This is a genomic window from Pseudomonas sp. SWRI50 (assembly GCF_014269095.1).
Classification (GTDB): domain Bacteria; phylum Pseudomonadota; class Gammaproteobacteria; order Pseudomonadales; family Pseudomonadaceae; genus Aquipseudomonas; species Aquipseudomonas kermanshahensis.
In genome coordinates, this window is sequence record NZ_JABWRW010000033.1 from 1 (window position 1) to 25,955 (window position 25,955).

At 61.3% G+C, this 25,955-nt stretch carries 24 protein-coding genes and 2 pseudogenes; 12 read left to right on the plus strand and 14 right to left on the minus strand.

All coding sequences use genetic code 11. The features are described 5' to 3' along the window. Together HU750_RS24630 and HU750_RS24635 are read left to right on the plus strand one after the other, a co-directional pair. Positions 1 to 83: IS3 family transposase (locus HU750_RS24630; RefSeq protein ID WP_186679064.1), on the plus strand; the 83-nt coding region annotated here is incomplete at its 5' end. A gap of 162 nt (positions 84 to 245) precedes the next feature. Continuing rightward, entirely contained in the window at positions 246 to 1,286 is a 1,041-nt protein-coding gene (locus HU750_RS24635; RefSeq protein ID WP_186682887.1) for a threonine aldolase family protein, read from the plus strand. Between the two features lie 116 nt (positions 1,287 to 1,402). Here the strand turns inward: HU750_RS24635 and HU750_RS27655 are convergent, their stop codons facing one another. From HU750_RS27655 to HU750_RS24650, 4 genes and pseudogenes are all read right to left on the minus strand, one after another. Continuing rightward, positions 1,403 to 2,140, minus strand: a complete 738-nt coding sequence (locus HU750_RS27655; RefSeq protein ID WP_374707387.1) for a methyl-accepting chemotaxis protein — start codon at positions 2,138 to 2,140, stop codon at positions 1,403 to 1,405. A gap of 126 nt (positions 2,141 to 2,266) precedes the next feature. Continuing rightward, positions 2,267 to 3,340, minus strand: a pseudogene (locus tag HU750_RS27660) (HAMP domain-containing protein); the annotation flags it as partial. 191 nt (positions 3,341 to 3,531) lie between these two features. Continuing rightward, positions 3,532 to 3,834, minus strand: a complete 303-nt coding sequence (locus tag HU750_RS24645; protein WP_186682891.1) for a cell division protein ZapA — start codon at positions 3,832 to 3,834, stop codon at positions 3,532 to 3,534. Continuing rightward, positions 3,831 to 4,061 (minus strand): MreC domain-containing protein, encoded by a 231-nt coding sequence (locus HU750_RS24650; RefSeq protein ID WP_027594302.1) that lies wholly within the window; start codon positions 4,059 to 4,061, stop codon positions 3,831 to 3,833. Before HU750_RS24650 ends, HU750_RS24645 begins: the two co-directional genes overlap by 4 nt. Before the next feature lie 293 nt (positions 4,062 to 4,354). Between HU750_RS24650 and HU750_RS27665 the strand changes: the two are divergent. The 3 genes and pseudogenes from HU750_RS27665 to HU750_RS24660 all read left to right on the plus strand — a co-directional run. Further along, positions 4,355 to 5,110: pseudogene (locus tag HU750_RS27665) on the plus strand (MCP four helix bundle domain-containing protein); the annotation flags it as partial. After that, positions 5,102 to 5,965 (plus strand): methyl-accepting chemotaxis protein, encoded by an 864-nt coding sequence (locus HU750_RS27670; RefSeq protein ID WP_371918313.1) that lies wholly within the window; start codon positions 5,102 to 5,104, stop codon positions 5,963 to 5,965. The pseudogene HU750_RS27665 and the gene HU750_RS27670, both read left to right, overlap by 9 nt. Positions 5,966 to 6,165: 200 nt before the next feature. Next, entirely contained in the window at positions 6,166 to 6,621 is a 456-nt protein-coding gene (locus tag HU750_RS24660; RefSeq protein WP_186682895.1) for an REP-associated tyrosine transposase, read from the plus strand. A 121-nt stretch (positions 6,622 to 6,742) separates the two neighbouring features. Here the strand turns inward: HU750_RS24660 and gbcB are convergent, their stop codons facing one another. Then, the gene (gbcB, locus tag HU750_RS24665) at positions 6,743 to 7,843 is read right to left on the minus strand and encodes a glycine betaine monooxygenase reductase subunit (protein WP_186682897.1); all 1,101 of its coding nucleotides are present in this window, start codon (positions 7,841 to 7,843) and stop codon (positions 6,743 to 6,745) included. Positions 7,844 to 8,138: 295 nt separating this feature from the next. Between gbcB and gbca the strand changes: the two genes are divergently transcribed. Further along, positions 8,139 to 9,431, plus strand: coding sequence for a glycine betaine monooxygenase oxygenase subunit (gene gbca, locus HU750_RS24670; RefSeq protein ID WP_186682899.1), 1,293 nt, complete (start codon positions 8,139 to 8,141; stop codon positions 9,429 to 9,431). 48 nt (positions 9,432 to 9,479) lie between these two features. Here the strand turns inward: gbca and HU750_RS27440 are convergent, their stop codons facing one another. From HU750_RS27440 to HU750_RS24715, 8 genes are all read right to left on the minus strand, one after another. Beyond that, positions 9,480 to 10,211 (minus strand): RHS repeat-associated core domain-containing protein, encoded by a 732-nt coding sequence (locus HU750_RS27440; protein WP_186682901.1) that lies wholly within the window; start codon positions 10,209 to 10,211, stop codon positions 9,480 to 9,482. Next, complete coding sequence (locus HU750_RS24680) at positions 10,211 to 11,053, minus strand: RHS repeat-associated core domain-containing protein (protein WP_186682903.1); 843 nt, start codon at positions 11,051 to 11,053, stop codon at positions 10,211 to 10,213. The genes HU750_RS27440 and HU750_RS24680 overlap by 1 nt, the downstream gene beginning before the upstream one ends. Positions 11,054 to 12,037: 984 nt before the next feature. Then, positions 12,038 to 12,808 (minus strand): electron transfer flavoprotein subunit beta, encoded by a 771-nt coding sequence (etfB, locus tag HU750_RS24690; RefSeq protein ID WP_186682907.1) that lies wholly within the window; start codon positions 12,806 to 12,808, stop codon positions 12,038 to 12,040. A 10-nt stretch (positions 12,809 to 12,818) separates the two neighbouring features. Next, complete coding sequence (gene etfA / locus HU750_RS24695) at positions 12,819 to 14,051, minus strand: electron transfer flavoprotein subunit alpha (RefSeq protein ID WP_186682909.1); 1,233 nt, start codon at positions 14,049 to 14,051, stop codon at positions 12,819 to 12,821. Then, on the minus strand, positions 14,051 to 16,003 hold the full coding sequence (gene dgcB / locus HU750_RS24700) for a dimethylglycine demethylation protein DgcB (protein WP_099428112.1): 1,953 nt from the start codon (positions 16,001 to 16,003) through the stop codon (positions 14,051 to 14,053). Before dgcB ends, etfA begins: the two co-directional genes overlap by 1 nt. A gap of 42 nt (positions 16,004 to 16,045) precedes the next feature. Continuing rightward, the gene (dgcA, locus tag HU750_RS24705) at positions 16,046 to 18,106 is read right to left on the minus strand and encodes a dimethylglycine demethylation protein DgcA (RefSeq protein ID WP_186682911.1); all 2,061 of its coding nucleotides are present in this window, start codon (positions 18,104 to 18,106) and stop codon (positions 16,046 to 16,048) included. A 15-nt stretch (positions 18,107 to 18,121) separates the two neighbouring features. Next, positions 18,122 to 18,652, minus strand: coding sequence for a DUF5943 domain-containing protein (locus HU750_RS24710; protein ID WP_027594293.1), 531 nt, complete (start codon positions 18,650 to 18,652; stop codon positions 18,122 to 18,124). Between the two features lie 77 nt (positions 18,653 to 18,729). Beyond that, complete coding sequence (locus HU750_RS24715; RefSeq protein ID WP_027594292.1) at positions 18,730 to 19,707, minus strand: dipeptidase; 978 nt, start codon at positions 19,705 to 19,707, stop codon at positions 18,730 to 18,732. Between the two features lie 285 nt (positions 19,708 to 19,992). Between HU750_RS24715 and HU750_RS24720 the strand changes: the two genes are divergently transcribed. From HU750_RS24720 to HU750_RS24730, 3 genes are all read left to right on the plus strand, one after another. Further along, a complete protein-coding gene (locus HU750_RS24720) occupies positions 19,993 to 20,409 on the plus strand; it encodes a lysozyme inhibitor LprI family protein (RefSeq protein ID WP_186682913.1) in 417 nt (138 codons plus the stop codon). A gap of 136 nt (positions 20,410 to 20,545) precedes the next feature. Then, on the plus strand, positions 20,546 to 21,238 hold the full coding sequence (locus HU750_RS24725) for a hypothetical protein (RefSeq protein WP_186682915.1): 693 nt from the start codon (positions 20,546 to 20,548) through the stop codon (positions 21,236 to 21,238). A gap of 63 nt (positions 21,239 to 21,301) precedes the next feature. Continuing rightward, positions 21,302 to 21,919 carry a hypothetical protein gene (locus tag HU750_RS24730; protein ID WP_186682917.1) on the plus strand — a complete coding sequence of 206 codons (618 nt, stop codon included), beginning with the start codon at positions 21,302 to 21,304 and terminating at the stop codon, positions 21,917 to 21,919. Between the two features lie 3 nt (positions 21,920 to 21,922). On the opposite strand, the gene HU750_RS24735 is transcribed toward HU750_RS24730, so the two are convergent. Further along, positions 21,923 to 22,870 (minus strand): GlxA family transcriptional regulator, encoded by a 948-nt coding sequence (locus HU750_RS24735; RefSeq protein WP_186682919.1) that lies wholly within the window; start codon positions 22,868 to 22,870, stop codon positions 21,923 to 21,925. A 144-nt stretch (positions 22,871 to 23,014) separates the two neighbouring features. Between HU750_RS24735 and choX the strand changes: the two genes are divergently transcribed. From choX to HU750_RS24750, 3 genes are all read left to right on the plus strand, one after another. Next, complete coding sequence (choX, locus tag HU750_RS24740) at positions 23,015 to 23,959, plus strand: choline ABC transporter substrate-binding protein (protein ID WP_186682921.1); 945 nt, start codon at positions 23,015 to 23,017, stop codon at positions 23,957 to 23,959. A 122-nt stretch (positions 23,960 to 24,081) separates the two neighbouring features. Beyond that, a complete protein-coding gene (gene cdhC, locus HU750_RS24745) occupies positions 24,082 to 24,966 on the plus strand; it encodes a 3-dehydrocarnitine:acetyl-CoA trimethylamine transferase CdhC (protein ID WP_027594288.1) in 885 nt (294 codons plus the stop codon). A 17-nt stretch (positions 24,967 to 24,983) separates the two neighbouring features. Beyond that, positions 24,984 to 25,949, plus strand: coding sequence for an L-carnitine dehydrogenase (locus tag HU750_RS24750; RefSeq protein WP_186682923.1), 966 nt, complete (start codon positions 24,984 to 24,986; stop codon positions 25,947 to 25,949). The last annotated feature ends 6 nt before the right edge of the window (positions 25,950 to 25,955 follow it).

The window sequence follows — 25,955 nt, forward strand, 5'->3', positions numbered from 1 at the left end:
TTCATTACTACAACCATGACCGCATCAAGCTAAGGCTTAACGGCCTGAGCCCTGTTGATTACAGGGCTCAGGCTGCTAGCTGAAACTGTCCAACTTTCTGGGGGCAGTCCACATTGTGGGAGCGGGGTTTACCCGCGAAGAGGCCCGTGCAGACAACCCTGAAATCAGCTTATGTCTGGGTTGTATAGGCAACTGCTGAATCGATGGTTTAGAGTGCTGTTCTGCGTCGTTCACAGGACCGTGTCATGACAGATAAGAGCCAACAATTCGCCAGCGACAACTATTCCGGCATCTGCCCCGAAGCCTGGGCCGCCATGGCCAAGGCCAACATGGGCCACGAACGCGCCTATGGCGATGACCAGTGGACCGAGCGCGCCGCCGAGTACTTCCGCAACTTGTTCGAAACCGACTGCGAAGTGTTCTTCGCCTTCAACGGCACTGCAGCCAACTCCCTGGCCCTGGCCTCGCTGTGCCAGAGCTACCACAGCGTTATCTGCTCCGAGACCGCCCACGTCGAAACCGACGAATGCGGCGCGCCGGAGTTTTTCTCCAACGGTTCCAAGCTGCTCACCGCGCCCAGCGTCAACGGTAAGCTGACGCCTGAGTCGATCCGAGAAGTGGCGTTGAAGCGCCAGGACATCCACTACCCCAAGCCACGTGTGGTAACACTCACCCAGGCCACCGAAGTGGGCACCGTGTACCGCCCCGACGAGCTCAAGGCGATCAGCGCCACCTGCAAGGAACTGGGCCTTAACCTGCACATGGACGGCGCACGCTTCACCAATGCCTGCGCGTTCCTCGGTTGCAGCCCGGCAGAGCTGACCTGGAAGGCCGGCGTCGATGTGCTGTGTTTTGGCGGCACCAAGAACGGCATGGCGGTGGGCGAGGCGATCCTGTTCTTCAATCGCCAGCTGGCCGAAGACTTCGACTACCGCTGCAAGCAGGCCGGGCAGTTGGCGTCGAAGATGCGCTTCTTGTCTGCGCCCTGGGTCGGGCTGTTGGAAGATGGCGCCTGGCTGCGCCACGGCACGCACGCCAACCACTGCGCGCAGCTGCTGGCATCGCTGGTGAGCGACCTGCCAGGGGTGGAGCTGATGTTCCCGGTGGAGGCCAACGGGGTGTTTCTGCAGATGCCAGAGCACGCGATTGAAGCGCTGCGGGGCAAGGGCTGGCGGTTCTATACCTTTATTGGCAGTGGCGGGGCGCGGTTCATGTGCTCCTGGGATACTGAAGAAGACCGGGTGCGTGAGCTGGCGGCGGATATCCGCGCGATCATCACTGCCTGATAGATCGCATTCGCGGGGCAAGCCCGCTCCAACAGGTCCTGCACAGTTTCAGCATCTGTGAGGACCCTGTGGGAGCGGGCTTGCCCCGCGAATGCGATGCCAGCAGCTCCAACAATCTAAAGCTTGAACCCACCCATCTGCCGCGCCAAATCATCAGCCAACCCACGCAACGCCTGGCACTCCGCCCGGCACCCCTGCACCTCCGCCGCCGTCTCCCTGGCCAGGTCGGAAATCCCCTGTACCGTCCGGTTGATCTCCTCCGTCACCGCTGACTGCTCTTCAGTCGCTGTCGCCACCTGATGGTTCATGTCGCTGATGTGCTCGACCTTGTCGGTAATCGCCCCCAGCGAGGCACCGGTACGTTGGCTCGACTCAACGCCGCTGCCCGTCGCCTGCTGCCCTGCCTGCATCGACGTCACCGCCGAGCCTGCGCCCTGCTTCAAGCGCTGGATCATCTGCTGCACTTCATCGGTAGACAGCTGCGTACGCCGCGCCAGGGTACGCACCTCATCGGCGACCACGGCAAAACCACGCCCCATCTCCCCTGCCCGCGCCGCCTCGATGGCAGCGTTCAGCGCCAAGAGGTTGGTTTGTTCGGAAATACTGCGGATCACCGCCAATACTTCATCGATCGAGGCGACTTCGTCGGCCAACTGTGCGACCGCATCCGCCGCCTTGCCGATGTCGCCGGACATGCCTTCAATACCCTGGATCGAGCGCCGCACCACGTCACGCGCCTGTAAAGCTTCGTCGCGCGCCGATTGTGACGCTTCAGCGGCATTGCCAGCATTGCGGGCGATGTCCTGCACGGTCAGGCCCATCTCATGCACGGCGGTGGCGACCATTTCGGTCATTTCCTGCTGGCGACCGGAGCGCTCGGCCGTGTTGTCCACCACCTGGGTCACCTGCTCGACGGCCAGGTGCAAGCGTTCAGTCGTGCGCAGCACCTCGCCGATCAACCCGCGCTGGCTGTCGAGGAAGCGGTTGAAGCCTCGGGCCAAGTCACCCAGTTCGTCTTGGCGCGAATCATCCAGGCGGTGGCTAAGGTCTCCCGCGCCGCTGCCGATCTGCACCAGTGCGGCCGTGACGCGGCGGATCGGCCGTACCAAGCCGCGCGCCAGCAACACCACCAGCAGCAACGACAACAGCGCCACGCCGCCACCGATCAAGGTGGTAAGCCAGACTGCCTGATGCATCTGTGCGTAGATCTCGGCCTCAGGCACTTCGGCGACCAAGGTCCAGTTCAGGTCGCGCAGAGGCAAGCCTAATGCCAGGTAGCCTTCGCCATCACGCTGGAAGCGGCTGGTACGCAGGCCCTGGTCGCCACTCATCACCGCTTTCGCGGCCTGTGCGTCAAGCTGGTCGACAAGCTGGCGCTTGCCGCTGAAGGCGCTGTCCGGGTGCACCTGGATCAGCCCATCGTTGCGTACCAAAAATACCTTGCCGTGCTCGCCAAAGCTGAAATCGTGGATCAGCTTCGACAACTCGGTCATGCGCAAGCCCATACCCGCCACGCCAACCAGCTTGCCGTCTTTTTCCACGCGATAGTCGATGAACAGCGCCAACTCGCCCGTGGCACCGTCAATGTCGATATTAATCAGGCGCTCGGCGCCGCTGTCGATGTAGCCGTAGAACCACGTGTCCTTCGGGTTGGCCCGGCTGAGTGTGCGGTCCAGCCCCTTCTCGTTGTAGTAGTGGCCGGTTTCGGTGGAGGCGAACAGCGTGGTAAAGGCTTTGTTGCGCTGCTTGGCAGCCTCAAGGTATTCGATAAAGCGTGAGGTTTGAGCGGGGTCTTCGCCCTCGGCAAGCCAATCGCGCAGCAGGGTATTGCCGGCTATGTCGGCGGCCGCCACCAGCGGCTGGCCGAGCATGCGCTCGATATCGTTGCGGATTGCCTCGACACTGGCTGGCAGCGCGGTGTCGACCAGGTAGCGTTCGGTGAGGCGGTTGAGCGCCACCGTGAAAATGATCACCACCACCAGGATGCTCGCCAGCAGGGCTGCGCCCATGCTTGCGATCAATTGCCACTGGATACTTTGCCGCCAGATACGCATGCCCGTGCTCCCCGCCAATTATTGTTTTGGGGGAAGTGTATACACTCACGTATCCAGTTATTCCAGTGATCTGGGACATTGTAGGAGCAGCCTTGTGCTGCGAAGAGGCCGGTGACAGCAGCGGAAATCACTGCGTTTTCACCGGCCTCTTCGCAGCACAAGGCTGCTCCTACAAGGGATCGCGGAGTGCTTTATTGTTCGGCGATAGTCCGAACGATCGCGTCCACCGTGGCGTCGATCTGCGCCTGGGTACGCGCCAGCGTCTGCTGATGCTCTTTTTTCAGCTCAACCTGCTTGGAACACAGGTTCAGGGCCGCCAGCACCAGCAGCTTGTCACCGATCAGGGTCGGGTAGGAACGCTTGGTCTCGGCCAGGGCGGTGTTCAGCATCCGCACCGCCTGCGCCAGGGTTTCTTCCTGGCCTTCGGGCGCCTTGATCGAATAGTCGCTGCCGAGGATCGACACGACATTGACCGGCTGCGCTTGCAGACTCATGCGTTGACGACACCCGCATTGGCGCGGTCAACCAGCGCCTGAATGCGCGCGGCGGTGGCGCCGTTCTTCTCTTCCTGCTCCATCAGCGACAGCTGCAGGGTCTCGTTTTCTTCCTTGGCCTGGGCCAGTTGCTGACCCAGGGTAGTGTTCTGCTCGGTGAGTTGAGCGTTTTTCTGCATCAGGTCGCTGACCAGTTGCTCGATTTGATTCAGGGAGGCTTCCAGCATGGGGTCTATCTCAGGTTGTTGCAAAGGCCGCACACGATAAAGAAAAGCGTGAGTCCTCGCCATTAAATATCGGATTCTTAAGGTTTCTAACCCGCAGATTGACAGGGTAAGCGCCTGCTTGTTCCGACTTGGATCAACCGCCGGTCAGGAAAAGGTTAGCGCGCTCACAATTTTCACCGGTCTCGCTCAAGACTGACCAGTCACGACCGATAGCCAGGCAAGTCATATTTCGTCGCCCTCCCCTGCGACCTCTTTCCCTTGCCTGGATTACGCCCCTCATGTCCCTACGCAACATGAATATCGCCCCGCGCGCGCTGCTCGGCTTCGCGCTGATCGGCCTGTTGATGCTCGGCCTCGGCATCTTCTCGCTGATGCAGATGGGCAACATCCGCCAGGCCGGCGTTGCCATCGAAAGCATCAGCGTGCCCAGCATCAAGACGCTGGACGAACTTACTGCGCTGAACCTGCGTATGCGCACCCTTTCCTATCGCCTGCTGCTCAACCGCGACCCAGAGACGCAGCGCGACACCCTCAACCTGCTGGACCAACGCAACACCCAGATCGACCAGGCGCGCCGTGCCTACGAGCCCATGATCGGCGCACGCGACGAGCAAGCGGCTTACGATCAATACAGCCAACTGCTCAATCAGTACCGCCAGCTGGAGACGCGCATGCGTAGCCTGAGCCAGGCAGGCCGCACCGACGAATTGCGCGACCTGCTCAACCGCGACATGCTGGCCAACTCCGAGCAGATCAACAAGGTCATGGACACCTTGGTGCGCATCAACACCGACCAGACCCGCGCCACCAATGAAACGGCTGCCAGCCAGTACGCCTCTGCCTTCGCCCTGGTGATTGGCCTGTTGATCGCAGCCACGGTGCTGACCCTGCTGTGCGCCTTCCTGCTGACCCGCAGTATCGTCAAACCGATTGAAGAGGCGCTCAAATGCGCCGAGCAGGTGGCCGACGGCGACCTCACCCACGTCATCCGTGCCGAAGGCACCGACGAAGCCGCGCGCCTGCTACGCGCCATGGCCCGCATGCAGGAGAAACTGCGCGACACCCTGCAATTGATTGCCGGTTCGGCGACCCAACTGGCCTCGGCCGCGGAAGAGCTCAACAGTGTCACCGACGAAAGCGCCCGTGGCTTGCAGCAGCAGAACAACGAAATCGAGCAGGCCGCCACTGCGGTCACCGAGATGACCAGCGCCGTGGAAGAAGTGGCGCGCAATGCAGTCAGCACCTCGGAGGCCTCTGGTGAAGCCAGCCGATCGGCCGGCGACGGGCGCGACCTGGTACTGGAAACCGTCGGCGCCATCGAGCGCATGAGCGGTGATGTGCAGGCCACTGCCACGCTGATCACCCACCTGGCCGAGCAGTCGCGCGACATTGGCAAAGTGCTGGATGTGATTCGCGGCCTGGCCGACCAGACCAACCTGCTGGCGCTCAATGCCGCGATCGAAGCGGCCCGTGCCGGTGAAGCAGGCCGCGGTTTTGCCGTGGTGGCGGATGAAGTGCGGGCATTGGCCCATCGTACCCAGCAGTCGACCAGCGAAATCGAGCGGATGATTGGTAGCATCCAGGGCGGGACCGAAGAGGCGGTGGAGTCGATGCGCACCAGCACAGAACGTGCCGCGTCGACCTTGAATATCGCCCGGGGTGCGGGCATGGCGCTGGACACCATTGCGGGTGCGGTGGCGCAGATCAACGAGCGTAACCTGGTGATTGCCAGTGCGGCGGAAGAGCAGGCCCAGGTGGCCCGTGAGGTGGACCGCAACCTGGTGAATATCAATGACCTGTCGGTGCAGAGCGCGACCGGGGCGCATCAGACCAGCGCGGCGAGTGCCGAGTTGTCGCGGTTGGCGGTGGATTTGAATGGGCTGGTAGCGCGCTTCCGCACCTGATCTGCGGCCCCTTTCGCGGGGCAAGCCCGCTCCCACAGGTTCACCGCATACTTCAGGCTTGCGCAGAAGCTGTGGGAGCGGGCTTGCCCCGCGAAAGGGCCGGCACTGCCCTCCCTCCAACATCCAGCAACCATTTCCAGTCTCAGGCCACTACCCGCTAACCTAGTGTTTCACCTGAATCTTAATTCAGGGAGCATCACATGGACCGTGCCCAATCCCACCTACTGCGCCGTGGCCGTTTTTCTCAGCCGGGCGGGCTTTACCTGCTGACCACGGTCACTCTTGAACGCAAGCGGATCTTCACTCAACTGCAGTTTGCCCGAGGCGTGATCCAGCAACTGAGACAGGCCGAGCTCGACGGGCTTTGCCGATCCCTGGCCTGGGTGGTAATGCCTGACCACGTGCATTGGCTGATCGAACTGCGAAGTGGCACGTTGTGCTGCCTGATGCGCAGGTTCAAGTCGCGCAGCAGTCATGCGCTTTATCAGCGGGGTATGCGGCGCGAAAAGGTATGGCAGCCGGGCTATCAGGACCGGGCTTTGCGCCGGGAGGAGAGTGTGCTGCAAATGGCGAGGTACATCGTTGCCAACCCCATAAGAGCAGGGCTGGTAAACCGTGCTGGCGATTATCCACATTGGGATGCTGTGTGGATCTGATGGCCCCTTCGCGGGGCAAGCCCGCTCCCACAAAATCACCGTAACCCTCAAGACTGCGGTGAACCTGTGGGAGCGGCCTTGTGCCGCGAATGGGCCGCAGAGCTGCCCCAAAATCTGCAGATCAGTAATCGATCCGCACATCCCCTTTCGGCACACTGCAGCACGACAGGATGTACCCCTCGGCCTCGTCATCCTCGGTAATGCCGCCGTTGTGTTCCATCTCCACCTCGCCACCCAGCTTGAGCACTTTGCATGTCCCGCAAATGCCCATGCCGCAAGCCTTGGGGATCATCAGCCCAACTTTCGCCGCCGCCGCATGCACGGTCTCGCCCGGGGCGATGCGGATGCTCTTCTCGCTGCCGATGAACTCCACCAGGTTGAGGTCCGAAACATCCACTTCCGGCGCATCGGCAGCCTGCTCGGCATGCTCCACGGCATCGGCCTTGGCTTCTGCGGGCGTCGCGCCGAACGACTCTTCGTGGTAGTTCTTCATGTCGAAGCCGACGGCTTCCAGCATGCGTTTGACCGCGGTCATGTACGGCGTCGGGCCGCAGCAGAATACCGTGCGCTCCATGTAGTCGGGCGCGATCAGTTCCATCAAACGCTGGTTCAGGTAACCGCGGTAACCGGCCCAGGGCTCGCCCAGCCCGTGCTTCTCGCAAATGATGTGCAGGCTGAAGTTGGGGATGCGCGAGGCCATCTGCTCCAGCTCGCGGTGGAAGATGATGTCTTTCGGCGAACGGGCGCTGTGCACGAAGACCATGTCGACATTGGCGTTGGTGTCGTAGAACCACCGCGCCATCGACATTACCGGGGTAATACCGACACCGCCCGAGAGGTACAACACTTTGCCCGACGGGAAGTCGATGGCGTTGAACAGCCCCACCGGCCCGTGCACAGGCAGTTCGGCGCCTTCGTGCATGGTGTCGTGCAGGTAGTTGGAGACATGCCCACCCGGCACCCGCTTGACGGTGATAGAGAAGCTGTATGGCACCGACGGCGAACTGGAGATGGTGTAGGAGCGCATCACCGGCTTGCCTTCGATCTCAAGCTCCAGGGTGACGAACTGCCCTGGCTTGAAGAAGAACATGATCGGTTGGTCGGCCATGAAGCAGAAGGTGCGCACGTCCCAGGTCTCCTGGATGACCTTGACGCAGCGCACGATGTGGCGGCCGTTGGCCCAGGTCTGGGTGGTGACCGGATTGAGGAAGGTATCGGACATGTTCATCTCCAGCAGCCGACTATTGGCCTTTTTATGGCGTCGATAATGCGCAAGCTGAAGGCGACGTACATTCCTGCCTGCGACATCGGCGTACTTATCGCGACCAGCCCCATGCTACAAGGGCTGTGGCGTCGTTATTCCAATCGGCCATGTCGCCCATGGATACGGTTCACGACGCCTTCGGACGCACACTCCACGGCAAAAGAACCTGCTGTTTTTTTAACGACAGCCTTGCGGCACCACAACAATGATTAGCCACCTTTTGCCGGCCGCACACGGCCCCGAGGACCACACGATGGACGTCACCGCAACCCTGAGCCTGGGCGATCCACTGGAAGCAGCACGCAAGGCCACCGCCGAGATGCTGCAAACCCGCGAGCGCACCTACTCGCTGCCCCAGCCTTTCTACACCGACGAGCGTCTGTTCCAGATCGACATGCAGGAGATCTTCCACAAAGAGTGGCTGATCGCCGGCATGACTTGCGAGATTCCGGCCAAAGGCAACTTCATCACCCTGCAGATCGGCAAGAACCCGATCATCGTCATCCGTGGCGCAGAAGGTAAGGTACACGCCTTCCACAACGTCTGCCGCCACCGCGGCTCGCGCCTGTGCACCAGCGACAAGGGCAAGGTGGCCAAGCTGGTCTGCCATTACCACCAGTGGACCTACGAGCTGGACGGCCGCCTGCTGTTCGCCGGCACCGAAATGGGCGCCGACTTCGACATGAAGGAATACGGCCTCAAGCCTGTGAACGTGAAGGTCGCGGGGGGTTACATCTTCATCAGCCTGGCGGAAAACCCGCCAGCCATCGACGAGTTCCTGGCCACTTTGGACCATTACATGGAACCGTACGACATGGAGAACACCAAGATCGCGGTGCAGACCCAGTTGCTGGAAAAGGCCAACTGGAAGCTGGTACTGGAAAACAACCGCGAGTGCTACCACTGCAGCGGCTCGCACCCCGAGCTGCTGCAGACCCTGCTGGAATGGGACGACACCAACGACCCGCGTGCCAGCCAGGAATTCAAAGACCACGTGGCTGCCTCTGCCGCCGCCTGGGAAGCCGAGAAAATCCCGTACCTGCACAAGAGCCACGGCCTGCGTAACCGCATCGTGCGCATGCCGCTGCTCAAGGGCACTGTGTCGATGACCATGGACGGCAAGCAAGCCTGCCAGAAGCTGATGGGCCGTATCAAGAACCCGGACCTCGGCTCGATGCGCATCCTGCACCTGCCGCACTCGTGGAACCACTGCATGGGCGATCACATGATCGTCTTCACCGTGTGGCCGATCAGCGCCCAGGAGACCTTGGTCACCACCAAGTGGCTGGTGCACAAGGATGCGGTTGAAGGCGTCGACTACGACCCGGAGCGCATGCGCAAGGTGTGGGATGCCACCAACGACCAGGACCGCCGCCTGGCGGAAGAGAACCAGCGCGGGATCAACTCCACGGCTTATCAGCCAGGGCCGTACTCGAAGACTTATGAGTTTGGTGTGGTGAACTTCATCGACTGGTACAGCCAGCGGGTGCTGGAGAACCTGGGGGCGGAGCCGGCGCCGTATTTGAAGGAAGTGCAGGCGCAGTAAACAATAGTGAACCAGGCAGGCAGAAAATTGGCTGCCTGGTTATGACCTTCATGCACGATCAATCGTGCCCACCGGGTTTCCACGGATCTTCTGCACAACGTTACTGACAATCGTCTGCACCGGGCTAATTCCTGTCTGAATCCGCATAAGGTCCACGACCACGCCGGGTATCTGGCCTGGTGATTTCCACAGATAGGGCACCACGACATCCGAGCTCAGCTTGAGGTTCACAAAACGCTCCGTGATACCAAGGCCCGTAGCCACAGCTCCCGCCATTGCACTTTCTGTCACGGACGGAATAGTCGGAGCCCCCTGCTCCTTCCAAGCAAAGGCAGACGCTGCAATTTTCGCAATCCCCTTTTGGGTTTTGGCAAGGACCTGAACTTGTTGCTTAAATGAAGGCGTCGAGCCCAGTTGGCGCGACTGAACGATCAGTTTGAGCGTCGCCATTAATCCATCCACGACGTTAAGTGCACTTTCTGCCAAGACAGCAAAATAAACTGAGTTGGGAAAGGAGAATGCGCCATTGCGATCGACCCGGTTGATCGGATCGTTTAAGCAATAGGCATAGGTATTTATCCCGCCCCTGCCAAACGGGCTGAGCGTATCGGCGCTGTTGAAGCGCATGAGCGCTGGGTTGTAGGCCCGTCGACCGTTACCGAGAAGGTAATGCCCAGCCAATGCGTCGCGGTATTCCCCGCAAAATGCCAGGCGGGAGCCAGACACCACCCCACACACAGCACCCCAGGCGGTATAGCTACGTGAGCGGGTATGGCGCATCACAGCCAAGTCGTCTGTAAATGCTGAGGGGGACTCACCTCCCCAGATCTGACCTCCGAGACTATTTCATGCATCTGAATGCTCATATGGCCCGAGTCCATATCGATTCTGAGCCCCCTGACAGTATTGGAAATAGCAGGTATTGACGACGCTGGGCTAGGCGTGGGAGGCAGAATTTGTTTTTGTTCACGCTTTATACTGAAAACACTGCGGATATTGTCTCCTATAGACCTCCAAGCTTCTCCCAACCCATTTCCCAACCTTTGCCCGATCGTTATTAACGATTTAAAGATCGAAGTTGTATTGCCAGCGGTAACCAAGCCCAACGCCACGGGCTGCAAACTAGGCGAGCCGGTAAACAACATTCCCACGCCTGTCGTCACCAATGCTGTTTCGACTGCCAGTTGCCGCAGCCCCCAGACACCCGCGTTGTTTTGGGCACGCGTCATCCAGGCAGCCACATTGAGGCCGGCATAGGCCGCAAGGGTCGTAGCTCTGGAAGCTTCAATTGAAGTCAGTACCGCCAGGAACCTGCCGCTAGGGTCGATGTGGTTCACAGGGTCCGCTGCACAGTAGGCATATGCATTCAACCCGCCCCTGCCAAAGGGGCTCAGGCGATCTGGGCTCAAGTAACGCATCTGGCGAGGGCCATACAGCCTATGTCCGTTGCCAAGGTGATAGCACCCTGTCAATGGATCATGACGCTGCCCCGCAAAGGCCGTGAGAGGGCCTGCCCCCAGTGGCGCATAGCCGTATGGGGTGAAGGCTCTTTCTATCGAGCTTGAGCTGCGCCCCGCCAACACTGAACGCTGCCTATCGGTCATCAGCAAAAGGTTATTCATCGATAGTCTGAGCTCGTTTCGATGGAATAACGAGACGATAGTACCCGTGAGCACATTAGGAAACTGGCAGAAATGACAGTTGCCTTGGTCGAATTTTGAACAAAACTCTACAGCCCAGGCCCTACAAGGGCTACGACCATTCACGAACACCTTGCCCACAGGTGGATGAACAGAATTCGTTAACAACTCCTCTTGTTGTCTGTTCAAGGCTGTGAATAAACGCTTGAAAGGCCCAGTTGGTAACGGTTTGCGCAATACGGAGAAGACTTGATCATTATTTGAACGATATCGCCAAGCCCGCTATGTGCATGTGCTACAGACGACGGCCAACATCTTATCCACAGAGCCGCCAACAGCGATTGTGGGGAACTTCGCGCATCAGCCCCGCATTCAAACAGCCCAATGCCAGCTTTTATTTGATCATTATTCGATCATGCCCTTGAATCCCGCGTCCCTCTTGGCCTGCAGAGAAGCACGAACACTTTATCCACACCTTGGCGAACAGATTCCGGGGGTAAGATCCCACCGGACCTGTCATTTCTGCCAGTTTCCACATAACCCCCTTTGTGTTTGATTGAAGCCACAGGTTGGGCTTAGCCAGAGGTCACTTATGCACAGGCGCCTGAACGGCACTGTGAAGTGGTTCCACGAGGTGAAGGGAGTGGGAGTGATCAAGGCTGAGGACGGCAGCGGGGACTATTTCGTGGCACGGTGTGCAATTCTGATGGTGGGCAGGGTGCGTCTGCTGGAGGGGAGCGGGTCACCTTCGAACCGGTGATCGAAGGGTTGGCCTTCTGGGCCTTCAATGTGGCTGGCGAGCTGCCTTGACGGCCCAGCAAACCGGCCCTGTAGGAGCAGCCTTGCGCTGCGAAGAGGCCCGTGACAGCAGCGAAGAATCACTGTGCATTTACCGGCCTCTTCGCAGCACAAGGCTGCTCCTACAAAGTGCGCGCATGATGCAAGGCATGTGAAGGGCCTGCTAATTCAGCGCAGGACCCCTTCCTCCACCAATAGCTTGAGGATTGCCTCAGCGCCCTCTTGCGGCGATACATCCTTGAGCACCTTGCCCCCGCCGCCACTGGCCTTGGCCGTTGCCGCTTTCATCCGGTCGGCGCCGCTCTTGGCCTTGATCACCTTCAGTCGCTTGGGCCGTGGGCGGGCCGGTTGCAGCTCTGCCTCGGCCAGCAGGTCGTCTTCGACAATCGCCACGTTACGCGCTGCCAACACACCCCGCCGCGCCGGCCCGAACGCGCTCTGGCGTGGCTTGGGCGCAGCGTTATCCACAGTCGCCAACAACGGCAGGCGCACCTTCAGGCGACGCCGCTGCCCGCGTGGCAGTGCCTGCAGCACCTGGGCGGTGCCATTTTCAATCGACTCCACTTCCGCCAGGCCAACGATCAACGGCCAGCCCAGCTTCTCGGCCAGCAGGAACGGCAACATGCCCGAACCTTCGCCCGTTTCAGCCTGAGTCCCGGTCAGCACCAGCTGGGCACCAGCGTCGCGCAGGTAGTCGCCAAGCACGTCCAACACATCCCCCCCGGCTGGCTGTTCCAGAACGTCCAGGTGCTCCAGCCCCATGCCCAGATAGGCCCGCAGCGCCTCTTCCTGCGGGTCACCGGCATGCACCACCTGCAAGTTATCCCCAGCCAGTTGCAACCCCAGCTCCACGGCGCGGGCATCTTGCTCGGCGCGGCGCGCGCGGCCAGAGCTTGGGTGAGCACCGATGGAAACCAGGCTGATGACTTTCGTACTCATGCTCGTGCCCTTATGCCGCGTCGCGCTGGGCGCCGCTGCGGAAGTTGTCCACAGCCTCGATCAACGCCTTGAGAATCGCCGAACTGTCGCCAATCACCGACAGGTCAGCCCGTTTGATCATGTCGCAGCCAGGGTCCATGTTGATCGCCACCACCTTGTCGCAGGCACCGATGCCCTGCAGGTGTTGGATCGCGCCAGAGATACCCACAGCCACGTACACCCGTGCCGTGACCCAGGTACCGGTAGCACCGACCTGGCGGTTGCGCGGCATGAAGCCGTCGTCCACTGCCACCCGAGAGGCGCCTTCGGTGGCGCCGAGGGCCGCAGTTGCCTTGTGGTACAGGTCCCAGTCCTTGACGCCGTTACCGCCCGAAACGATGAACTCGGACTCGGCCATGGCAATGGTGGCCGGGTCCACGGCCACCGAGCCGAGGTCTTCGATACGCGACAGGCTGCGTGCGACGCTTGTGGACAACTCTACGGGCAGCGCTTCGTGACGGGTTTCGCTGACCGGTTCCGCACATTCTGCCGCAGCCAGGATCAACCGTGGCACGGCGCGTTGCAGGTCCTGTTGACCCGCGCCGGCGCGGCCGATGCATTGGCCGTCCTTGACCTGCCAAACCCGCGTCGCGGGCCGTTCGCCCAAGGCGGCACCGAAGCGCCGCCCCAGCTCGCCGCCACCGGTGCGGCTGTCGGGCAGCAGCCAGTGGCGCGGCGTGAACTGGTTATCCACAGCCCGCAACCCCTGCACAAGCTGCTCGGGTGCATAACCCTCGAACGCTTCGCCTTCGATAACCAGCAGGCGGTCGACGCCGGCTGTGGAAAAGTTGCTTTCCTTATGTTCGCCAAATACCACGGCCAACACAGCACCGTCGTTGCCGGCCAGGCTATGGGCCAGGCCCAGCAGGTCGCGGTCGTGGCTGCTCAGGCGGCCACCGACCATGTCCGGCACCACGGCAATGTAGAACGCCGGCGCCGGCACCTGGTGCAGCGGCAACTGGACGGCCGCCGCCGCTGTGCGTCGCCCGCCGACACCCGTGCCCTGCTGGGCACCGCTGCGGTCGATACGCTTGATGCCACTGGGGCCGATGAAACCGGCGGCGATGGCATGCGGGTTCTTGCGCATGAGGCCGTTGGGCCCCATCCAGCTGGTTTGTTGCGTCTGCATGGCCGCGTGCAGCGGGTGCAGACGGTTACGGGCGATCCACTCGGCGCGTGGGTCGCGGCGGATGATGTCGCTCATCAGTGCACCTCCGCAGGTTCACGTTTAACCGTTGGCGACTTTGGGGCCGCAGGGGTTTCCTCTTCGATCAGCACATCGGCTACCAACTCGGCGAGGTCCTTGATCTGTGGGCGCGGTTCGACAACGCCCTCAAGCATCGCGGTGCACTGTGGGCAGCCCACTGCAACCAGCTCCGCCTGGGTCTCGCGAATGTCGTCCATGCGCATGTCGGGGATACGTTGCTTGCCCGGGATGTCGGTGATCGGCGCACCGCCGCCGCCGCCACAGCAACGGGAACGGAAGCCCGAGCGTTCCATCTCGCGCACTTCGATACCCAACGCCTTGAGCACTTCACGGGGCGCTTCGTATTCACCGTTGTAACGGCCCAGGTAGCACGGGTCGTGGTAGGTGACGCTGCCGCCCTTGTGCTGGCCGAGGTTGAGCTTCTTGGCTGCGATCAGTTCGGCGATGTAGGTGCTGTGGTGCTGCACCTGGTAGTCGCCACCCAGCGCGCCGTACTCGTTTTTCAGCACATGGAAACTGTGCGGGTCGCAGGTGACGATGCGCTGGAACGTATATTTGGCCAAGGTCTGGATATTGCGTTTGGCCAATTGCTGGAAGGTTGCTTCATCACCCAGGCGACGTGCCACGTCACCGCTGTCGCGCTCCTCCAGGCCAAGCACGGCAAAGTCCACACCCGAGGCCTTGAGCACTTTGACGAACGAGCGCAGGGTGCGCTGGTTGCGCATGTCGAAGGCGCCGTCGCCCACCCAGAACAGCACTTCGGTGGTTTTCACGTCCGACAGCAGTTTCAGGTTGAGGTCGGCCGCCCAGTTCATCCGCCCGCCTGGGGCGAAGCCGCCTGGGTTGTCGGTGGCGATCAGGTTTTCCAGTACTTCCGCGCCTTTGTTCGGTGTCGCACCTTTTTCAAGGGTAAGGTGGCGGCGCATGTCGACGATGGCATCGACGTGCTCGATCATCATCGGGCATTCCTCGACGCAGGCACGGCAGGTGGTGCACGACCACAGCGTTTCGGCGTCGACCAGGCCGTTGACGATCGGCTGGTGCGGGTGGCCACCATGTTCGCCGATCGGCTTGCCCGGGTACGGGCTGCCAGCAAACTTGGCGTCGGTGCCACCGGCCAGGCCGATGACCATGTCTTGAATCAGTTTTTTCGGGTTCAGCGGCTGGCCAGCGGCATAGGCCGGGCACATGGCTTCACATTTACCGCACTGCACGCAGGCATCGAACCCGAGCAGCTGGTTCCAGGTGAAGTCCACCGGTTTTTCCACGCCCAGCGGCGCATTCGGGTCTTCCAGGTCCAGCGGCTTGAGGCCGGTGGAGCGGCCGCCACCGAAACGTTCGGCACGGCGGTGCCAGGCCAGGTGCAAGGCACCGGCGAAGGCGTGTTTCATCGGGCCGCCCCAGGTCATGCCGAAGAACAGCTCCGACACGCCCCACAGCACACCCAGGCCAAGCACGCCGACCATCACCCAGCCACCGGTGTTGGCGGGCAGAATGCCGGCGACCGGCAAGGTGGCGATGAAGAAGCTTGCAGCAAACACCAGCAGGCTTTTCGGCAGGCGCATCCACGGGCCCTTGGACAGGCGCGCAGGTGGGTTAAGGCGGCGTTTGAAGACAAAGATCGCACCGGTGAACATGATCACCGTGGCGACCAGCAGCGCGTAGCCAAGGATCTTGCTCTGCAGGCCGAAGCCGTGCACGAGGATCGCCAAGGCCGCCGACAGCACAAAGCCGCCCGCCGTGGCGACGTGAGTCTTGGACATGTACTTGTCGCGTTCGACCACGTGGTGCAGGTCGACCAGGTAGCGTCGCGGCATGGCCAGCAGGCCGCCGATCAAATTGACCTTGGACGCTCGGCCACGCCGCCACATACGCACCCGGCGCAGGGCGCCGAGCACCGCCAGGCCAAGGGCAGCGAACAGCAGAATGGGTAGAAGGGTGTTCAACATGGGAGGCTCCCACAGGGGTTTACGGCGTTTATGCCCGCTGGATCAGAAATCCTTGCACAGGCGCAAGGCGTCGTAGATCGCCGCATGCACGTTGCGCTGGGCCACGCAGTCGCCAATGCGGTACAGCAGGTAGCCCTCGCCCGGCTGGCTGAGGATCGGCTGCGGCTTGATGGCAAACAGCGCCTCCACATCGATCTGGCCCTTGTTGCGCGAGCCATCCTTCAGCGCGTAGTACAGCTCCTCGTCAGGGCGCACGCCGTTCTCGACCACCACCTGGTCAACCACGCGTTCTTCCTTGGCACCGGTGTATTCGTTCTCCAGCACCGCCACCAACTTGTCGCCTTCGCGGTAGACCTTTTCCAGCATCATGTCGCCGGTCATGATCACTTCTTTGGGGTACATGCTGCGGTAGTAGGTCGGGAAGGTCGTGCCGCCCATGGCCACGCCTGGCTTGATGTCGTCGGTGACGATTTCGACCTGGCTGCCCTTGTCGGCAATGTAGTCCGCCGTCGACATGCCGGTGAACTCGCAGATGGTGTCGTACACCAGCACGTTCTTGCCCGGCGCAACCTTGCCATCGAGCACATCCCAGCTGCTGACCACCAGCCCTTCGGCCGCGCCCCAGTGCTCGTTCTGCTCGACGAACGGATGGCCGCCCACCGCCAGCACGATAACGTCCGGGCGCAGGTCCTGGATCGCGTCCACGCTGGCAGCGGTGCCCAGGCGCAGGTCGACTTTCAGGCGTGCCAGTTCCAGTTGGTACCAGCGGGTGATACCGGCGATCTGGTCGCGCTGCGGTGCCTTGGCGGCGATGGTGATCTGCCCGCCGATCTGGTCTTTCTTCTCGAACAGGGTCACGTCGTGGCCGCGCTCGGCAGCCACGCGGGCGGCTTCCATGCCGGCAGGGCCGGCGCCAACCACCACTACCTTGCGCTTGACGCCGGTGGTCTTCTCGATGATGTGCGGCACGCCCATGTATTCACGGGAGGTCGCGGCGTTCTGGATGCACAGTACATCCAGGCCTTGGTACTGGCGGTCGATGCAGTAGTTGGCACCGACGCACTGTTTGATCTGGTCGATCTGCCCCATCTTGATCTTGGCGATCAGGTGCGGGTCAGCCATGTGCGCGCGGGTCATGCCGACCATGTCGACATAGCCGCCTTCGAGGATGCGCGTGGCCTGGTTGGGGTCTTTGATGTTCTGCGCGTGCAGCACCGGGACCTTGACCACTTCCTTGATGCCGGCCGCCAGGTGCAGGAACGGCTCCGGCGGGTAGCTCATGTTCGGGATAACGTTGGCCAGGGTGTTGTGGGTGTCGCAACCCGACCCCACCACGCCGATGAAGTCGAGCATGCCGGTCGCGTCGTAATAGGCGGCGATCTGCTTCATGTCCTCGTGGCTCAGGCCATCGGGGTGGAATTCGTCGCCGCAGATACGCATGCCCACGCAGAAGTCGTCGCCGACCTCGGCGCGCACCGCCTTGAGCACTTCCATGCCGAACTTCATGCGGCCTTCGAACGTACCGCCCCATTCGTCGGTACGCTTGTTGACCCGCGGGCTCCAGAACTGGTCGATCATGTGCTGGTGCACGGCCGACAGTTCGACGCCGTCCAAGCCGCCTTCTTTGGCACGCCGCGCAGCCTGCGCGTAGTTGCCGATCACCCGCCAGATCTCTTCCACCTCGATGGTCTTGCAGGTGGCACGGTGCACGGGTTCACGGATACCCGACGGCGACATCAGGGTCGGCCAGTTGAAGCCGTCCCAACGCGAGCGACGGCCCATGTGGGTAATCTGGATCATGATCTTGGCGCCATGCTTGTGCATGGCGTCGGCCAGGTTCTGGAAGTGCGGAATGATGCGGTCGGTCGACAGGTTGACCGACGCCCACCACTCTTGCGGGCTGTCGATGGCGACCACGGACGAGCCGCCGCAGATCGCCAGGCCGATGCCGCCCTTGGCCTTCTCTTCGTAGTACTTCACATAGCGGTCGGTCGTCATGCCGCCGTCAGTGGCGTAGACCTCGGCGTGCGCGGTGCTGAGCACGCGGTTGCGGATGGTCAGTTTGCCGATCTGGATCGGCTGGAACATTGCTTCGAATGCCATGACGCTATCTCCGGCTTACAACGGCTTTGTAACGAACAGGCCATCTTCGTGGCCTTCTTCCGACCCGCCATAGACCTGCTCGGCCACGGTGCGGATCTTGCTGCCACGGGCAGCGAGAATCTGGTCCATTGCGCCGGCGAACCAGCCGGTGAACATGTAGTCGACCTTGCGGCCAACCTTGCCGTACACGTAGACGAAGGCGGAGTGCTTGAGCTTGACGCTGCAGGTGCCTTTGTCCAGGTCGATGTCCTGGATCTCGAACAGGCCCCAGCCACGCTGGGACAGGCGCTTCATGTAATGCTCGAACACCGCCACGCCTTCCAGGCCATGGCACTCGGCTTCTTTTTCACACCAGTGCCAGGCCGACTTGTAGCCCGCCTTGTAGAGGATCTCGGCATAGGCGTCGGCGCCCAGCACTTCCTCGATACCGATGTGGTTGTTAACGAAGAAATGGCGTGGCACGTACAGCATCGGCAAGGCGTCGCTGGTCCAGACACCGGTCTCGCTGTCGACTTCGATTGGCAATTGCGGGGCGATCTTGGCCATGGAAACTCAACTCCATAAAATTTTTTATTGGGATGCCCCGGCGTTGCTGGCAGGGGCTTTCAGGCTTGGAGAGCGGCTTACTCGCCCCAGACATCCTTGAGGACGTTTACCCAGTTCTCGCCCATGATCTTGCGCACCACACGCTCGGAGTGGCCGCGCTTGAGCAAGGTCTCGGTGAGGTTGGGGAACTCGCCAACGGTGCGAATGCCCAGCGGGTTGATGATCTTGCCGAAATTGGTCAGGCGACGGGCGTAGCCCTTGTCGTGGGTCAGGTATTCGAAGAAGTCCTGGCCGTGGCCCTGGGTGAAGTCGGTGCCGATGCCGATGGCGTCTTCACCAACGATGTTCATGGTGTATTCGATGGCTTCGGCGTAGTCGTCGATGGTCGAATCGATGCCCTTGGCCAGGAACGGCGCAAACATGGTCACGCCAACGAAACCGCCGTGGTCGGCGATGAACTTCAGCTCTTCGTCCGACTTGTTGCGCGGGTGCTCCTTGAGCCCCGACGGCAGGCAGTGCGAGTAGCACACCGGCTTCTTCGATTCGAGAATGACTTCTTCAGAAGTCTTGGAGCCCACGTGCGACAAGTCGCACATGATGCCGACGCGGTTCATTTCGGCGACGATCTCGCGGCCGAAGCCTGACAGGCCGCCGTCACGCTCGTAGCAGCCGGTGCCGACCAGGTTCTGGGTGTTGTAGCACATCTGCACGATGCCCACGCCCAGCTGCTTGAACACGTCCACGTAGGCGATCTGGTCTTCGAACGCGTGAGCGTTCTGGAAGCCGAAGAGGATGCCGGTCTTGCCCAGTTCTTTCGCCTTGCGGATGTCGGCGGTGGTGCGCACCGGCATGACCAGGTCGCTGTTGTCTCGGATCAGCTTCTGGCTGGAGGCGATCTGGTCGACCGTGGCCTTGAACCCTTCCCAGACCGACACCGTGCAGTTGGCCGCAGTCAGGCCGCCTTTGCGCATGTCTTCGAACAGCTCGCGGTTCCATTTGGCAATGATCAAACCGTCAATGACGATGCTGTCGGCGTGTAATTCGGCTGGGCTCATCAGGCTGTCCCCTTTTATTGAGTTGGGTCACGCCGAACATTGTGCCGGCGCTTTGGGGCCAGCATATGCCTGTGCCCCGCGGCGCCCCGATGCAAAAACGACAGGGGGTTTGCCGAAAGCGTCAATGCGCGACATGAGCACGTCTGGCACGCCGTTCGGGGATGAGAGACAGTCTCGATAACGACCTCTGCGGCCCTTAGATGAACATTTGGTCAGGGAGCTTTCGCGCGGCCTCTGGCTGAGCGAGAATCCCAGCGATTCCACAGCCTGTTGAGGAGATAACGGATGAAATCAATGGCATGGCTGGTGCTGCTGGCCGTCGTGAGCGGGGCCCAGGCCGGTGAGGAAGAAAGCACGCCTTGCGACAATGTCGAGACCGACCAGCAGACGTTCGAGTGCGCGGTGTTCAACAAGCAGACCGCCGAGCGTGAGCTGAAGTCGGCCTATGACGACCTGCTTCAACGCATGCGCGAGCAGTATGGCGACGAAGCTGGCCTGCAGTCGCGAATCGAATCCGCCGAAAAACTCTGGAGCCAACTGCGCGATGCCGACTGCAAAGTCGAAACCCATGCCGAACAGCCAGGCAGCAAAGCCTACCAGACTGCATTGAACAGCTGCATCGCCCAGCGCAGCGATGAGCGCTCGGAATACTTGCGCAGCCTAGGCCCACAAAACAGTGAAGAGCCGGCACCTGAAGACTGATCCAGACGGGTTCGAAGGATCTCCTCCAGAGGAACAACGTGCTGCTGATAGTCACTGCGCCATTTCCAGATAGTGCGCCAAGACCACGGACTTGCAACGTGTGTCTTGGTCCCCTCAACTATCAAGGAACAACGAAATGGCTGACATCAAAGTTGAAATGGAAAAAATCCGCAAAGAAGGTCAAGAGCGCGTAGCCGCTACCGGCCAGACGATCTGTGTATTCGCTGAAAATGTGCCTGCTGGCATTGCCGAAGACATCCTGGCAGGTATGCGGTTGATGACCGAACTGGCCAACAAGAAGTTCGACAAGGAAACCCAGCAGCGCGAGTGGTACAACTTCTACAACGATGGTTTGATCAAGTTCGGCTGGACCATGACGGGTGCCGCACATGCCGAAGATGCCATCGATGAGGACAACCTGACCCTGGCAGAGCTGATGACCAAATCCATCACCATCAGCGTGGCCCGTGACCCTCGTCGCACCGCCTGTGCCAAGCGTGTTCTGCAAGTCGTCGTGCAGAAGCCGGAAATCAAGGCACACCTGGAAAAGCACAGCCATAGCGAGTCCGGCAAGTCGAGCAACTTCGTGGTAGCCCAATGCGAAATGACGCCACAAGGCTTGCCAACGATGCACATGACCAGCTTCCAGGCCAGCTACAACTCGAAAATCGAACGTGAAGGCGCCCTGACCCGCAAGGTCGACAAGTCTTCGACCCGCGTCTATCGCGCGTCGCAACAGGGTACGTTCAGCGTTCGTCACTTCAATGCTGCGCGTGATCTTGTGAATGAGAAGATCAAAGGCGACATCGCCGCCTTCCTCGCTATCTAACTAGCGAGGCTGGGTACCAGGATTTGCTGGTACCCAGTTCCCCTCATCAAGGAGCGATGCCGCATGAGCGATGCAAGCCTGGACACTCGGATATTCGAGGAGCGGCTGAGAATCAAACCCGCTCCATGGCTGACACTCGAAACATGGGAAGACTTGCAGCTGTGCCTGCGTTATTCACAGGCCATGGCCAATGAAAAATACTCGATGGAAACCCAGCCTGAGCAATGGTTTACCGTCGTTATCGCCACGTTGCAAACACTGCAATTCACCGTGTTTGAACATACGCATAAAGCCATTGCATATGAGCCGCACCTGCTCGCTTTAAGCGATGTGTACAGTGGTTATCTGCCACCGCTGCGGGCTAAAGGTCCCTGGTTCAAAAGCCTTGAAGCAAACGTTAAAGCCGCTTTGCAATCTGCGGGCAGGCACACCTTTAACGTCATGAACGCCTCTTCACATCTGAGCATCGAAATGGATCATGAAGGGGACAAGATCCCCGTTGCGATCCTGTTTTTCGCCTACTGCGTAACCGACCCTGCCCAACCTACCCGGAAGTTGAACCTGGTATTTGACCATCTGGGCGCACGCTTCAACCCGGGCGACTTCGCTCCATTGCGCAAGGACCTGCAGGCCAGAAACCGTGAAAAGCTGCTGGCCATTCTCAAACGCGAGCTGGAATGAAGCTTATTTTGCACGGGCAGGTTGACGTTCCTCCCGTGGGCACTTTCCAAACCTCAACTTGTAGCGCCGCGTGAAATACGATGGCAGTTCAAAGCCACACGCAAGGCTGACCTCGGTCACCGACATGTCTGTCTGGGCCAACAGCTGACGCGCCTTGTCCAGCCGCAGTGCAAGGTAAAAACTGCTGGGCGTTTCATTGAGGTGCATACGGAACAGGCGCTCCAGTTGGCGCCGTGTCACTTTGATCGCAGCGGCCAGGTCCAGCGTGCTCAAGGGTGGCTCGGTGTGTTTTTCCATTTCGCCGATGGCATGGACCAGCTTCTTGTTACTGATACCGTAACGCGCACCTATCTGCATGCGCTGGTGGTCCTGGCGCTGACGGATGCGACCCAGCACGAATTGCTCGGACACCTTCACGGCCAGGTCGCTGCCGTGAGACTGGGCGATCAGGTGCAGCATCAGATCAATCGAAGCAGTGCCGCCGGCACAGGTAATGCGGCTGCGGTCGATTTCGAACAGCTCCTGGGTCGCCTGCAGGCCCGGGTAGCGCTCCTTGAACGCCTCCAGCGCCTCCCAGTGCAGTGTCGCCCGGTAGCCGTCCAGCAAGCCCGCCTCGGCCAGCACCATTGCTCCCGTGTCGATTCCCCCGAGCATGACCGCCTCATGGTTCAGCCGACGCAGCGCATGCAGGAGCTTCGGCGGGATATTGGCCAGTGGCTCGAAACCCGCTACTACCAGCAGGATGTTGACGGGCTCACCCTCCCCCAGTGCGGCGTCGGCATTCACCGACATGCCATTGCTCGCCAGCACCGCCTCACCGTCCAGGCTGAGCACCTGCCACCGGTACAACTGCCCGCCAAAACGGTTGGCCACCCGCAGAGGCTCCACCGCCGAAATGAACCCCATCGCGGAAAAGCCCGGCACCAACAGAAAGGCAATCGTCTCCATCATCCGCTACTCCACAGAAACTGGTCGCCCAGGTGCTAATTCCTGTCGCCAGCGTGCGCTTGACCAAGGTCCGGCCAGCGTAGCGTATTCAAACGGTCCGCAGAGGCCGCCCTCAATAACAATATGCACTGCCGATGGAGAGCCACCATGCACAGCTTGATCCGCCGCAGCCTGTTGTCCCTTGCCCTGAGCAGCATCGTTGCAACCCCGCTTTTCGCCGCCGAGCCCGCGGCCTGCAAGAACGTGCGCCTTGGCGTGGTCAACTGGACCGACGTCATCGCTACCAGCGCCATGGCCCAAGTACTGCTCGATGGCCTGGGTTACCAGACCAAGCAGACCAGCGCTTCGCAGCAGATCATCTTTGCCGGCATCCGCGACAAACGCCTGGACATGTTCTTGGGTTACTGGAACCCGATCATGACCCAGACCATCACTCCGTTTGTCGATGCCCAGCAGGTCAAGGTGCTCGACAAGCCCAGCCTGGAAGATGCCCGCGCCACCCTGGCAGTGCCTAAGTACCTGGCTGACAAGGGTTTGAAGACCTTCGCCGATATCCATAAGTTCGAGAAGGAGCTGGGCGGGAAAATCTACGGCATCGAGCCGGGGTCCGGCGCCAATACCCAGATCAAGGCGATGATCGCCAAGAACCAGTTCGGCCTGGGCAAGTTCCAGCTGGTCGAGTCCAGCGAGGCCGGCATGCTCGCCGCGGTCGACCGTGCCGTGCGGCGCAAGGAGGCGGTGGTGTTCTTCGGCTGGGCGCCGCACCCGATGAATGTGAACATCGACATGGCCTACCTGGGCGACAGCCAAGATGCGCTCGGCCCTGATGAAGGCCGCGCCACGGTGTGGACGGTCACCGCGCCGGACTACGCCGAACGCTGCCCCAACGCTCACCGCCTGCTGGCCAACCTGAAATTCAGCGCCGAGGACGAGAGCCGCATGATGCAGCCGCTGCTCGACCACAAGGACGCGCTGGAGTCGGCCCGCCAGTGGCTCAAGGACCACCCCGAGGACAAGGCCCGCTGGCTTGAAGGGGTGACCACCTTCGATGGCAAGCCCGCTGCGGACAACCTCAAGCTTACCGCCAACTGATCCGGCCCTTTCGCAGCACAAGGCTGCTCCTACAGGTACAGCGCTAAGCTCAGGGTCACTGCTGACCCTGTGGGAGCGGCTTGCCCCGCGAAAGGCCACCACCGACATCACAAGGAACCGCCATGAACCACGACGTCATCATCACCTGCGCCCTCACCGGTGCCGGCGACACCGCCTCCAAAAGCCACTTGGTCCCAGTCACCCCCAAGCAGATCGCCGAAGCCGCCGTCGAAGCCGCCAAAGCCGGCGCCACCGTGGTCCACTGCCACGTCCGCGACCCGCAAACCGGCCGCTTCAGCCGCGACGTGAACCTGTACCGCGAAGTCATGGAGCGCATCCGTGAAGCCGACGTGGACATCATCGTCAACCTCACCGCTGGCATGGGCGGCGACCTGGAAATCGGCCCAGGCGAAACGCCCCTGGAGTTCGGCCCAGGCACCGACCTGATCGGCCCGCTGGAGCGCCTGGCCCACGTCGAAGCGCTGCTGCCGGAAATCTGCACCCTCGACTGCGGCACCCTCAACTTCGGCGACGGCAACTCGATCTACGTCTCCACCCCGGCCCAACTGCGCGCCGGTGCCAAGCGCATCACCGAGCTGGGCGTAAAAGCCGAGCTGGAAATCTTCGACACTGGCCACCTGTGGTTCGCCAAGCAGATGATCAAGGAAGGCCTGCTCGACGACCCGCTGTTCCAGCTGTGCCTGGGCATCCCATGGGGCGCGCCGGCCGACACCACCACCATGAAGGCCATGGTCGACAACCTGCCCGCCAACGTCACCTGGGCCGGCTTCGGCATCGGCCGCATGCAGATGCCCATGGCGGCCCAGGCCGTGCTGCTGGGCGGCAACGTGCGCGTCGGCCTGGAAGACAACTTGTACCTGGACCGTGGCGTGCTGGCCAGCAACGGCCAGCTGGTCGAGCGCGCGGTGGAGATCATCTCCCGCCTCGGCGCTCGCGTGCTGACCCCGGCCGAGGGCCGGGAAAAAATGAACCTCAAACGCCGCTGATCCCACTGGAGACCGCTATGCCTTTCATCACCGAGATCAAGACCTTCGCCGCCCTGGGTAGTGGCGTGATCGGCAGCGGCTGGGTCGCTCGCGCCCTCGCCCACGGCCTGGATGTCGTCGCCTGGGACCCAGCCCCCGGCGCCGAGCAGGCCCTGCGCAAGCGCATCGCCAACGCCTGGCCGGCGCTGGAAAAACAAGGCCTGGCGCCAGGCGCTTCGCCACAACGTTTGACCTTCGTCAGCACCATCGAGGCCTGCGTGCGTGACGCCGACTTCATCCAGGAAAGCGCCCCAGAGCGCCTGGACCTCAAACTCGAACTGCACGCGAAGATCAGCGCTGCGGCCAAGCCTGATGCAATCATCGGCTCCAGCACCTCGGGCCTGTTGCCCAGTGAATTCTACGAGTCGTCCACCCACCCAGAGCGATGCGTGGTCGGCCACCCGTTCAACCCGGTCTACTTGCTGCCGCTGGTCGAAATCGTCGGCGGCAAGCGCACCTCGCCGGAGGCCATCGACGCGGCGAAAACCATCTACACCGCCCTCGGCATGCGCCCGCTGCATGTGCGCAAGGAAGTCCCCGGCTTCATTGCCGACCGCCTGCTCGAAGCGCTGTGGCGCGAGGCGCTGCACTTGGTCAACGACGGCGTGGCGACCACCGGCGAAATCGACGATGCAATCCGCTTTGGTGCCGGCCTGCGCTGGTCGTTCATGGGCACCTTCCTCACCTATACCCTGGCCGGTGGCGATGCAGGCATGCGCCACTTCATGTCGCAATTCGGCCCGGCGCTTAAACTGCCCTGGACCTACTTGCCAGCCCCCGAGTTGACCGACAAGCTGATCGACGATGTTGTGGACGGCACCTCGGACCAACTGGGCGATCGCAGCATCGCCGCGCTGGAGCGCTACCGTGATGACACCCTGCTGGCAGTGCTGGAAGCGGTGAAAACCAGCAAGGCCAAGCACGGCATGGCCTTTGGCGATTGAGGAGAC